The following is a 12738-nucleotide window of genomic DNA, read 5'->3' on the forward strand; positions in this document are numbered from 1 at the left end:
AAGTGATATTTTCGATTACATCGAGATGTTCTATAACCCCAAGCGTCGACACAGCAGTGCTATGCAGCTGTCTCCAGTAGAGTATGAGAAACGCTATTTTCTGAGCTTGGAGAGTGTCTAGGAAACCAGGGGCGATTCATACACCCACACCTACACAAGAATTTTGGCATTCTGCTTTTCCACTATCTGGTCTATCGAAGCGTGTCACCGTTATGCAGAACCACTTAAACAACCACCCCAGAGACATAACATACAACCTGATACCGGTGCTAATATCCACACCAGCATTTGGCATCTTTGAGATGCCATAACCCTATTCCGCGCAGCATACGGTCAAACACCTTCCAGAAGCGCCTGAAGCTTTAGTGGGTCAGCAATGCTGCCAAAGGGCAAAGGGGATTGATTTATTTCCCACAATTGTTACAGATCCGTCATTCAAATGGATGCTCTCTTACATAGGCCTGCAAATCCTCGAGTGCTATACCCGGTGCACCTGCAGCCAACCACAGCTGAAACTCTGCAGGGTAGGGTGATAGCACTTGGCCATCAGCGATCTGAGACTTCGTCACCTCTCCATACCGCGTGACAAATCTGAGATGCGTTACAACAAGCACCCAGATTCTTCTCAGCCAAGGTGATTCCGGTACTCCCTGTGAAGCATCGGTCAGGTACGGAGACTCCCCCTCGACGAAAGCGAGAAGATCGCCCGCCCTGCCCGCCTTAATCAAAGCACGAATCAACTCAGCCTTTTCCATAATACCCTCTAATATCGGAATTTAACCGAATAACTTGATGTCACCTCGACACTCTTGAAACCGAGCGAGGACATTGTTTTACCTAGCGGAGTACCCCATACCGCCTGATCAGCCCGCAAGCCTGCGTCCCGGGCAGTTTGGTAGGCTTCTCGATTATCATTCCCCAGTGTCGCGGACACCTGCTTAACACGTGTCGGCCCGACCTCTTCAATCGCCCGAGATATCAGTTCTGTGCCAATATTCCTACCCTTTACGGTTGTGCCATACCAGTCTATGAACAAACCCGTTTCTGGTGCAAAACGTGCCACCAAGTCGGTGCGCGCAAACTTGCTATCCACTATCACTCCATTCTTATCGAACTTCTGACGTGCTGACAACTCAATCTCCAGCGCATCATTAGGTTTATTGACTATACTGGTGTCAAATTTTATACCACTTCTATCTGCAGGTTTAAAATCGTAGCCAGTGTTTTCATTGAACACCAGCCCTGGGTTTTGCTGATGCTCCGGGGTGACATAGGTGCCGCTACCTGACTGCCCATCAAGCTGTTTGCCGCCAGTATGCGGAGTCACTGTCACCTGCCCGCCTTCCGCAAACCCTCCGCTGGACGGGTTCTGGCGATTTTTCTCAGCTAGCATCCCTTCGTAGATTTTCGCCCGAGGATCAAGCTCATGGATCGGCAAGGCGGGCGTACCAAAGACAAGGCCGGAGAGCACCACCATCAACTCCGCTCTCTTGCTCATGTCCGTAGTGGATGCCTCGATGGCATCCAACATGTTTGATGCGGCGGCGCGCATATCCGCCTGGCGCTCTGGCGTGCCCTGGCTCAGGCTCAGTGAGGCACCAAGCCCCGCAACCAGGGCCGCAGCCATTGCCACAGCGGGTACCAGGTTGGTTCGCCCGTCATTTTGAGGATTGACGGAACCGAGTACAGCCAGCACCTTCAGCGCCGCTTGAGGATCTTTACCTGCCAAGTCGACCAGGCGCCGGGCAACTGCATCGAACTCATTACCCGTCGAGCCCTGGGTCATCCCACCCAGAACAGTATTGATCACGGGCGAAAAAGGGGACAGATTTATTTTCTATACTCTAGATTCGACCTGCCCTGCATGACTGTTCGACCCCTTCTCCACTACAGGATCGAAACTAGAGCAGGAAAAATAAATCTGTCCCCTTTTTCGCCATAATGTCTAAAATCTGGCGCCCTTCATTCTTGCCAATAACGTCCCCCTGCACCGTCAACCATCTCGACATTCAAAATAAACTACAGAATTTGAGCACAAAAAATAACCCCCATCTTTTTTAGCTTCCACCAACTCAATCACCATTCTCTAATGCCTCCGGATGAAATTCTCCCCCACGCACAAAAATATCCCTCCACTCCTCGGCCGTGAGTGAAACATCATTAGAATTTGAATAAAAAACAAACTCCAACTCTCTGCCTGAATTTACGGAAATCTCCATAAACGGCTCACCACCTCCCTCCTTGTATACGCAAAGATAAGGAAAATCACTATTTACATCACCAACTTTCTCAAACACCAAACTGGTCACGACCTCACTCCTCTAAACCCAATAAACTTACCACCCGGCTCCCAACTTGCAGCTCTACCATCTGGCAATGTATAAGTCACCCAACCTGCTGGTTAGCGACCTCCCGCCCCCGAGCTCCTAGTACCCCCTTTGAGTATTTAGTCTACAGCCGCACTGCCCACCTCACTCAGTTGAGTATCTGCTCTATACGTCTTTCTAAGCGCCGCAGTCGAATCAAACCCAAAATATTCTGGATGCTTTGTAACAGGCAAAAAGGGACAGATTTATTTTCTATACTCTAGATTCGACCTGCCCTGCATGACTGTTCGACCCCTTCTCCACTACAGGATCGATACTAGAGCAGGAAAAATAAATCAGGAAAAATAAATCCGCCCCCTTTTTTCTTTTTGCACCATTAAATCATGCCAATATTCCGCAACACTCCCTCACTTACAAATTCTAACCCACCAGCTTCCACCTTGGATCCGTCTATGTAATGGGAATGACCACAGACGTCACATTGGTAAGCCAGTAGCCCGTTATGCCTACCTATAAAGACGCGCAGCCCAGTAGACTCACACCTAGGGCATTATTTATCAACTTCAACAGTTATCAAGGCCTCGATTGTATCGCGTAGAAACCGCGCTATAGACTCAACGTCCTTAGCCTGATGTCCCAGAATGACCTTTTTGAAGCGTGTTATATCACTAGGTAAAAATGACGAATAATCAACAGGCATCAAACTTTCATTTACATTTGAAAACTCATCGACTCCATAAATCAAGAACGGCTCAACAGTAAAACATTAATAGTTACCTCTGACCCACAAAAGAATAACCCCAAGACCCCCTCTTAACGATGACTCTTCACTAAGCAGCATCACAGCCAACTGAAGCTCACGCCACACATGCACAGGGAGAGACCTCATTAGTTCATCAACTTAACCGGGAATGTACTTATCAAGTTACCGGCCTTATCAGTGAACACCTTTATCACTAAAGTAGCGCAAAGGGGACAGGTTTATTTTCTACACTCTAGATTCGACCTTCCCTGCATGACTGTTCGCCCCCTTCTCCACTACAGGATCGAAACTAGAGCAGGAAAAATAAATCTGTCCCCTTTTTCGCTTTTCGCCACCAGGAACCGAAATTAGAGCAGTAAAAATACATCTATCCCGGATGGCCTACTATTCCTTTTCTTCAAGATAGGGCCAATATTCTGCCCCTTCATCCTTTCTTATCCAAACTCGACCGCATGCAGGACAAGCAATAACCTCTTTACCAACTACATCTATACGATCAAAAAACTCATCAAAAGGGATTCTTCCTTTATCAGCTCGCCCCGCCAACTCATACAACAACTTATTTGGAACGAGAGTGAACTCCTCTGAAACAGGAGAACCAACCAAGCTAATGACATGAGTGCATCGACATCGAAACTTAGCCATTTTTACCTCCCTAACAAGCTATTAATAGCCTGCCTATCTAACGCAACAGAACGCAAAAGGGTACAGATTTATTTTCTATACTCTAGATTCGACCTGCCTTGCATGACTGTTCGACCCCTTCTCCACTACAGGATCGAAACTAGAGCAGGAAAAATAAATCTGTCCCCTTTTTCGCTTTTTCGCCGTCCGCTTTTTTTCGCCGCTTTACAAAACTATATGCACCTAGCCGAGTCGTAGAAAGTGGATACCATGTGACTTTTGATGGCTGCCTCATACTGAGCCAGCGTCTCTGGATTTTTTAGTAGTCACCACACCAAAAATCGGAGACATGTTTGTTTTTTATCGAGCTGTTTCTGGGCAACACTAGTTAAAGCTTCAGCTACATCATTACCTTTCGCACCATTAATGACACCCTTTCCGCCCCTGGCAACACCAGAACTTATCTACTTCTCTAGCTCCTTTGGCATCATCAGGTTTCTATGCGCCTCAAAAACTCGGCCATCGCTTGCGGATCGCGCTCCGCAAGTTCTTCAATCAGATCTTCGGCTGCCCAGTGCAGAATCATGTCTCCCCCATCCCCTGCTTTGCAGATGATGAGATCACCTGATAAGGTAGAGTCAACAACATTGACCTCTCTATCACTAAGTGCCATAAGACCACCGTAACCTTCATAGGGAATAACCCAGTAAAAGCGCTCATTCCCTACCCAGTAAATCCCAAATACCTGCACAGGCTCAGCCCGCCCAATTTCTCGAACAATCATATCCACATCACTCAATAGTTCTTCCAGGTTGCAGCACAGGTGGAAGCTGCTGCGGCGTTGTGATTTTCATATCATATGCCTTGTCGGTCACAGAGTTATATTGGTAGTGAATAGTAACATTCTCCCCATTAGGCAGACGATGACTAACTTCCATTTTTCTCCACCCTTCACTTCGCGGAAAATCTTTATCACCTGCCAATTTAGTATCACGACCCGCTGAAGGATTATCTATCACTCTATTCCACAAAATCTGCTCATTCAGGTCTCTAGGTCCCTTGGACTGATAGCTCTTAGCTGTTGAATGAGTTGCATAGTTTGGAAGACCAGCAGAAAACTCATCCGCCGCATTATCCCGACCATAGTGTTCTCTATTAAGCTTAGACCTTTCAGCAACAGAATGTGGACTGTATGGATCATCCAATACACTGGGCTTACCACCACTGAATCCAGCTGTACCTCCATCTTTCGCACCATTAATGACACCCCTCCCGCCCCCTGGCAACTCCACAGGAGTAGTCGTTGGCTTTTTGGCCTCATGCCCACCACTCCCTTTGCGCCCCGAGGCAACACCCAGAATCATGCTGCTGATGAGCTTGCCGCCCCCCACCAGGAACTTGTCGCTGTCAGACTCCCCATTCAGGACAACACCGCCGCCTTCCATGTGCTCAGCAAGCATCGTGCCGACTCGGGTCATGGCACGGTCGTACTGTTCATTGAGGTCTTGACCGAGCTCCGTCTGCCCAATCGCTGTCGACACCGCCAGCTGTATAACCGCCTTGGGCCCCTGGATCATCGCCAGAGCCAGCGCCAGTTTCTGACCTCGCTCCGGGTCTGCATCCAGATACTCATTGATTTGCGAGCTATAGGTCAGCGCCATCTGCACCGGACCACGGCGTTCAGTGATCGGCGTAGGGGCAAGCTCCATCCACAGACGTGTAAGCTCGGTCGTGGACTCCTCGTGCTTATCGAACACATGTTCGATCTGGTTAAGGCGTGCCAGCACCTCCTGCTGGAAACTCGGCGTGCGCATGAGCGCCTTGGCTTCATCAGGCTTGAAGTTCGCCATCAGCAGCGCTTCATAGGTGTCCTCTGCGAGCTTCACCCCGCCAATGGCCACGGCACCTGCATCCAACTGACGCCCTTGAAGGCGCTCGAAGCGATTGACCAGAACATTGACGACATTGCCGGCCTGCTCGAGGTTCTTCAGCGCAGTCTTGTCATAGTTGCGAAGCTCGTTGGACCACCTGTTCACCGTGGCTACTGGGTGAAGCGCATCGTTGACCGCCGTGTCACTGATGTAGAGGTCGGTGCGCGACTCGTGGTCTCGAGTGATCTGGTAAGCCTTGTCCAGGTCCCGATTCAGCCCGACCGTGGAGTCCTGGCCGGTGGCGGCATCCCCGCGCACTGTGATGTCGCCGGCACCAACGGTGGCCCGGACAATCTGCTCGCGGTCTTTCTCGTACTCCCAGCCACTGACGGTTGCACTCTTCTCGTCCTTGGCATTCTTGACCGGCTTCCAGCTGCCACTGACATTCAGGTAGTAACCATGCTCCTGGTCCTTGCCCGCGATATCACGGTGCCCCAACTTGCCGGTGTCGAGCTTGAGGTTGCCGTTGTCGGAGGCGATCAAGGCACCATCGAGCTGGGTGTGGTTTTCGGTACGGATATCGACCTTTTCCCGAGCGCTGATGCGGGTCTGGTTCTCCACCCACTCGGTTTCACCCGTGGTCTTGCCTTTGCCGACCGAGCCACTGATACCCGAGCCCGGGCCGATGGTGACGGTGGCACTCAGGTCGAACTCCTTGCCCTTGACCTTGCCGGTGTCAATGGCCGAGGCCACGCTCAGGTCACCCCCCACACGGCCGATGACTTCGTCCCCGCGCACCTGGGCACCCTGGATGTTGGTGTCCTTGCCGCTGATGAACTTCAGCTGGTCGCCCGCGTAGATATAGGCCTCCTGGTGACGCTGGGCATCGCGTTCCAGCGCGCCCTTGCCAAGGTTGACGCTGGCATAGATACCTACCCCTTCCGAGCCGAACGCCAGGCCGACTTCACCTCCGCCGCTGCGGCGGTTCTGCTCGTAGTGCGAGTCGTTCTGCGCAGCGCGGATGTTCAGGTCATTGCCCGTGGCCAGGTCGATGTCACGCCCGGCCTTGACCTGCGAACCGACGATGTTCAGGTCGTGGCTGGCGTCGAGCTTGATATCGCGCCCCGCCTCGAGCTGACTCGGCGTCGAGTTGCCCTGGGTGCCATCGACACCCGCAGCACCATGGCTGGCGCCGATGCCCACCTTGATACCGCCACTGCTCCCCCCGTGAACCCCGGCCCAGTTCTGCGACTCACGGGTCTTCTGGGTGCTGCTGCCGTGGGCGACATCGATATTGATGTCGCGCCCCTTGACGTCGATGTCCCGCCCGGCCTGCACCTGGCTGCCCTTGACATTGACGTCGTTGCCAGCCTGCAGCTTGATATCGTGGCCGGCCTCCAGGCTGGAGCCACGGTTGCTTTGCTCGATGCTGGTCTGCTGGTTCTTCTGCGAACTGTTGCCGATCTTGAGATCGCCGGTTGGCCCGGCAAGGAACTGGTTGATGCCGTCAATGGCCTGCAGGGTGCTGGCGACCTTGCTCACGCCATTCTCGCCCTTGCCGGCGTTGCTCACCGCGTCCTTGGTGCGCCCGAAGTTATGGTTGATCGAAGCCCCGGCACCCTGTGTCGCATACTCCCGCTCCTGCTCGTGGATACGGGTTTCACGCGCTGCGTCGATATTGATGTCGCGGCCCGCGCCCAGGCTGATGTCATGGCCTGCGATCAGGTCGGAGCCGGTCTGGTTGATATCACGCCCCGCGTTGACATCCAGGTCCTGGCCGGCCTTGATCTGACTGGAAGAGGCCAACTGTTCGCGCAAGCGATCCGTAGCCACTTCCTTCTCGACACCCGCGAACACCTTGATCCCGTTGTCGTCGGCACTGGCACTCAAACCAACCTTCGAGGTTTTCGACCAGGTCTTGCTGTCGCTCTGGTTCTCGGCGGCGGCCACGTTGACATCACGTCCCGCGTTCAAGCTGACATTGCGACCGGCATTGACACCACTGCCCAGCAGGTTGATGTCGCGCTCGGCCTGGAGCGAGGCATCACGCACCGCCAGGACCTGACTGCCGACACTGGTACTGCTGCGTGCTTCCTGCCCGGCTTTCTTCGCCGAGGCTAGCGAGACGGACGGAATGACGACGATGCCGGGGGAAACCGACATGCCGATCTTTTTCTTGTACGAGTCGCTGTGGCTATAGGCCGTGTCATTGGCCGACACCAGGTTGACGTCACCCTCTTTGTCGATCAACCCCGCACGCAGCTCGACGTCCTTGCCGGCATTGGCCTCACTGGCGCGCAGGCGCACATCGCTGCCTGCGGCGATGACGATGTCGTTGCCGGCATCCAGCTCGCTGCCGACCTGCGTGGCGCGGGTCTGCAGCTGGCTCTTGCCGCTCTTCGACAGGCCCAGGAAGCCGGACTTGGTCTTCTTGCTGTACTCGCCGTGTTCCTCGACGCCGGACAGCACCGCCACATCGCCGGTGGCACCGAGCATGACATCGCCGCCGGCCTTGAGCTGGCTGCCGATCACCGAGACATCGCGGCCACCGTCCAGGGCGATGCCGCCGTCGCCCTTCTTCCTGACGTTGACGGTCAGGTCGCCACCGGCCTCGATCACCGAGGCAACGTTGGTGCTGTGGTAGCTCTCTTTCTGCGTCGAACTGCTGCGACCGAACGAGCCCTTGCTCTTCTTCAGGTAGTACGAAGCGCTTTCGTTCTGCTCGGAGGCAATGGTCAGGTCGCGCTCGGCGTCGATGTCTACATCGCCCTTGCCCTTGACCTGGCTGGCGACGATGGCCATGTCCTGGCCCGCGGACAGCGAGACATCGCCACCGGCCTTGAGCGTGGTCGAGACCTGGGTGACCTGGTCCTTGGACTGGGTGACTTTCTTGCTGCGGCTGAAGCTGTGGGCTTCGTTGGCAGCGGAGGTCAGGTTCAGGTCCTCGCCCGCGGCCAGGGTAAGGTTGCGGCCCGCGTCGATCTGGCTGGCCACGGCGGTGAGATCGCGGCCGGCGCCGATGCTCAGGTCGCGGCCAGCGGTGACCGTGGCGCCGTGCTGCTGCACCGTGTTGTTGCGCTGCCGGTCGCTGTAGAAGCCTTCGCGCTCCTCGACCGACAGCATGCTGACATCGCGCCCGGCACTGAGCGACAGGTCGCCGCCACTCTGGATCACGCTGGCGACGTTGTTGATGTCCTGGCCCGCCTTGAGGCTGAGGCTGTTACCGGCTTCGATGCGTGCGGCGCTGTCCAGGTAGTCCTGGTGCTGGCTGGTACCACCAAAGTTGGTGACGGCACGTACCTGGTCGCGCTGGTTGATGATGTCGCCATTGACCGCCGTCAGGCTAACGTCGCGCCCGGTGATGATGCCGCCAGCACTGTTGCTCAGGTTGTTGCCGGCCAGTAGTTCCAGGCGCTCTCCGGCCTGGACCAGGCCGGTGTTGACCAGGTTGTTGCCGGCGGTGGCGGACAGGTTGCGGCTGGCCTGCAGGGTACCGGCGTTGGTCAGGTTCTCGCCGGCGATCAGTTGCACGTCCTGGCCGGCAATCAATGCCCCGTTGGGCGCCAGGCGGTTGTTGGCCTGGGCCAGGTAGAGCACCGGGACCAGCACTTCCTCGCCATTGACCACGTGCTTTTCCATCCACACGATGTCATGGGTCAGCGCCGCCACCTGGGAGGCCGTCAGGCCCACACCCAGGCTGAGCTGGAGTTGGTCCTTGCTGCGGATGGCGTTGTCCATCAGGTACTTGAACAACTGCTCGCCGGAGGTTTGGCCATCGATGAACTGTTGGCCGGTACGGGCTACCACCGCCTGCTGGATCAGACGTTGCTCGTAGAGGCCATCGCCCAAGCGCTTCCAGCTCTGGTCCGGATCGTAGCCCAGGTTGCCAAGCAGGTAGTCCGAGCTCATGAACTGCTTGAGGTCGGTGAGGACCGGATTGGTCTCGATCAGGTACTTGTGTGGCTTGCTGGTGTACTTGCTATCCGGCATCCGGGTGACCCCCGGGATGTCAGGATGAGCGCTGATGCCCAGGTTGACACCGGCAGCCAACTCGCGAACATCGACACCGGGATGTCGTTGCGGCAGGGATACTTCAACCGGCGCGCCATTCGGCGCGTTGACACCGATGGCGCTGGCAGTACCACCCACGGCTCCACCCTGATGAGCAATTCGGTCGATTTGCTGATGATTCTGTTCCACCGCTCTGGCATCCATGGCCTGCAGCGCCCCAGGCTGGGTGCCGGACACCATCGCCTGACGGTCCTGGATCGTGACGTCTGCACTGCCAAGCTTCCAGCTCTGGGCCGGGCTACCCGAAACGCTCCCACCCTGGCCACTCAGGCGGAACAGGCCATTCTGACCGATAGGTAACGTAAAGCCGCCCAAGGCAAGCGGATTGACCTGCTGTTGCGCGAGGTCAGGGGGAAGCTGGGCATGAATATTGATGAGCGTATTGCCGGACGCCCCTGGGAGTTTCGGGTCGAACGCTTTGGCGGTCGGACCACTGACCGTAAGCCCTTCCTGGATGACACTGTTGGTCAGACTCTTGGTTGCATTGATGCTGACCCGACCACCCGCCTGAACGACAGCATTTGCTGCGCCAACTTGTCCGTCGTGCACAATAGTTCGAGTTTCAAAGAAATTGATACCTTGCACAGCCGCTGGAAGGGGCACTGTGGAGTTCGGATTGTAAGCAGGTGCGGCCCCGAAGGCGCTCATATTGAAGCCGCCAAGATACTGCGTCCAACCGACATAAACTATATCGTTACCATTTCCAGAAGGTCCGGCCTGGTGAAACGACGGAGTCGTTCGCGATTCGTTCCAGTTGGCATCCCAGAAGCGCATCGTGCCGACGTTGTAGCGATTTTTACGGAAACCTGCGGTAACCTGGGTGTACCCAGGATCATGAGCAGCATTATAGGTCGTAACTGCACTCCAGAAAGGCCATGCATTTTTTGCGTAGTAATTAGGAAGTGCAAATGACTTCAGCTCGGAATAGGTACCTAGTGCCTTACCTTCATTAATAAAATCCTGCACATTAATTGCGATATCGTGCCCAGCCGTTATCACCGAGGCCGCGTTCTCCATGCGAGTGCCCAGTACAGAAAGATCGCGTCCGGCTCTAATTGCTCCTGCAGGGGAATCTATCTCTACTATTTTCTCGTAATACTCCTCAAGCACCATATGCCCGGCAAGCTGCCCGGTCTGTCGCATACCAATCGCACTCCATTTCGGCGTGCCAGTGGTCTTGAATATTTCTTTCCTATTCTGAATGTTCGTGGCATTAAGACGCATGTCCCCGGCACTTTCCAAACTGCCAGAAACGTTGTCCACCAAATCCGCTAGACCGCCGGCCCCATCCCGCGCCACCCTCAGCCCACCTAGGCTGTAAACATCCCCGTAGAAGTTGGTCAGGCTGTCGGCATACAGCTGCATGTCCCCGCCGCTGAACAGCAGCCCATGGTCATTGCGCAGGCTGCCAGTGGTCACCCGCACCAACTGGTTGCCACCCAAGGTCCCCAGGTTGTTCACGCTACCGGCGTTGATCAGCAGATCGCCCGCCGTGCTCAACCGCCCCTGGTTGTTCAACAGGCCAGCGATATTGATCGTGGTGTTGCCCACGCCCGTGACGCTGCCATTGGCGCCCAGGGTCATTTGCGCCGCGCTCAACCCCAGCGTGCCCAGGCTGCTGACCCGGCCATTGCCGCCATAGCTGCCGCCCAGCTTCAGGCTGAGGGTACCGTCACTGGCGATCAGGCCATCGTTGCTCCAGTTGCCGCCGTTGCCCACCAGGCTGTCGAGTGCCAGCAACTGGCCGCCTGCCGTTTGGGTGAGGTTGTTGACGTTGACCGTCAGGCGTCCGGCCTGGATCACGCTGACGTTGGTCCAGCTGTCGGCGGTCAGGGTCAGCCCACCGCGGGTGCTGAGGCTGCCGCCGGCGCGGGTGAGGTTGGCGGTGTCGATGTCGAACACGCCCTTGCCGGCGTGCAGCACCTTGCCACCGACGTTCTGCAGCAGGCCGGCGCCGAGGGTCAGGTCACTGCTGCCGATCTCCACCTGGCCGTTGCGGTTGTCGAACAGCCCGCCAATGGCGAACTGGCTCTTGCCGCTGGTGCCCACGGCACGAAGTTGTCCTCCCTGGTTGTCCAGGCTGGCGGCGGTAATGGCCAGGGTGCTGGCGCTTTCGACGATGCCGCCACGGTTGTCCAGGGCGCCGCTCAGCCCCAGTTCGATGCGCTGGCCGACCATCTCGCCACGCGTATCGCCACCGTTGAGCAGGCTGGCGCCGATGACCTTGAGCAGGCCGCTGGCGGAGATGCCGCCGTCGCGGTTGTCCAACTGCCCGGTGCGGATCAGCGCATCACCGCCCAGCGCCGCGATGCGCCCGCCGTGGTTGTCGAGGTTGGCGCTCTGCACATCGATGCCCAGGGCCTGAAGGACGCCGCGTTGGCCGTTGGCATCGCTGCCGTTGCGCAGCACACCGGTGGTGCGCACGCCCAGCGACTGCTTGAGGCTGGCGAGGATGCCGCCGCGGTTGTCGAGGGTGTCGGCGGTCACCGTCAGCGCGCCTTCCTGGGCGATCAGCTTGCCGACCTGGTTGTCAAACACGGCGTTTGCCTGCGCGGTGATCGCGCCCTTGGCCTGCACGGTGCCCTTGGCGTTGTTCAAACTCGCCGCCTGCAGGCTCACGTCACCCTGCTGGCTGTAGATCAGGCCATCGTTCGTGTTGCTGAGCGACCCGCTGCTGTTGAGCACGAGCGCGCCATTGGCGGCCAGGGTGCCGCGCTGGCTGTTGTCGATGCTGCCAGCCAGCACCTTGAGCAGGCCCTGGCTGGCGATCTGGCCAGCCTGGTTGTCGACCAGCCCGACGCGCTGGATCAGCAGGTTCTTGCCGGCGAACAGCGTGCCCTTGCGGTTGAGCAGCTCGCCGAGCAGGTCGAGGGTCAGGGCGCCCTGGGCGGCGAGGTTGCCGTCGTTGTTGTTCAGGCTCGCGGCGGTCAGACCGAGGTCCTGGCGGGTGGCCACGCGACCGCCATGGTTGTCGAGGGAACCTGCGCTGATGACCAGCTTTTCACCGGCATCGATCAGGCCGCCTTCATGGTTGTCCAGTGCCCCCGTGATGGTCAGCTGCTGGCCGCTGCCGCTGGACAGG

Annotated in this window: 6 protein-coding genes; 1 reads left to right on the forward strand and 5 read right to left on the reverse strand. The window is 56.7% G+C overall.

Features of this window, described 5'->3' with window-relative positions; genetic code table 11:
- Positions 1-121, forward strand: a 121-nt coding sequence (locus AC25M7_RS25260) for an IS3 family transposase (protein WP_140387959.1), incomplete at its 5' end; no start/stop codon positions are given.
- 642 nt (positions 122-763) lie between these two features.
- On the opposite strand, the gene AC25M7_RS25265 is transcribed toward AC25M7_RS25260, so the two are convergent.
- From AC25M7_RS25265 to AC25M7_RS25285, 5 genes are all read right to left on the reverse strand, one after another.
- Entirely contained in the window at positions 764-1786 is a 1023-nt protein-coding gene (locus AC25M7_RS25265; RefSeq protein ID WP_486971619.1) for a hypothetical protein, read from the reverse strand.
- A 286-nt stretch (positions 1787-2072) separates the two neighbouring features.
- Positions 2073-2309 carry a hypothetical protein gene (locus AC25M7_RS25270; RefSeq protein WP_186597206.1) on the reverse strand — a complete coding sequence of 79 codons (237 nt, stop codon included), beginning with the start codon at positions 2307-2309 and terminating at the stop codon, positions 2073-2075.
- A gap of 1165 nt (positions 2310-3474) precedes the next feature.
- Positions 3475-3735, reverse strand: coding sequence for a hypothetical protein (locus tag AC25M7_RS25275; protein WP_155721682.1), 261 nt, complete (start codon positions 3733-3735; stop codon positions 3475-3477).
- Positions 3736-4204: 469 nt separating this feature from the next.
- Positions 4205-4504: a hypothetical protein gene (locus AC25M7_RS25280; protein ID WP_230962685.1), complete on the reverse strand. Its 300-nt coding sequence runs from the start codon at positions 4502-4504 to the stop codon at positions 4205-4207.
- Position 4505: 1 nt separating this feature from the next.
- The coding region (locus AC25M7_RS25285; RefSeq protein ID WP_486971620.1) for a hemagglutinin repeat-containing protein at positions 4506-12738 on the reverse strand (8233 nt) is incomplete at its 5' end.

This window comes from Pseudomonas sp. P106(2024) (assembly GCF_057480815.1).

Bases quoted from the DNA above. Each gene is read 5' to 3' on its own strand.
- AC25M7_RS25275 (WP_155721682.1), bottom strand. From the start codon at position 3,735: ATGGCTAAGTTTCGATGTCGATGCACTCATGTCATTAGCTTGGTTGGT.
- AC25M7_RS25265 (WP_486971619.1), bottom strand. From the start codon at position 1,786: ATGACCCAGGGCTCGACGGGTAATGAGTTCGATGCAGTTGCCCGGCGC.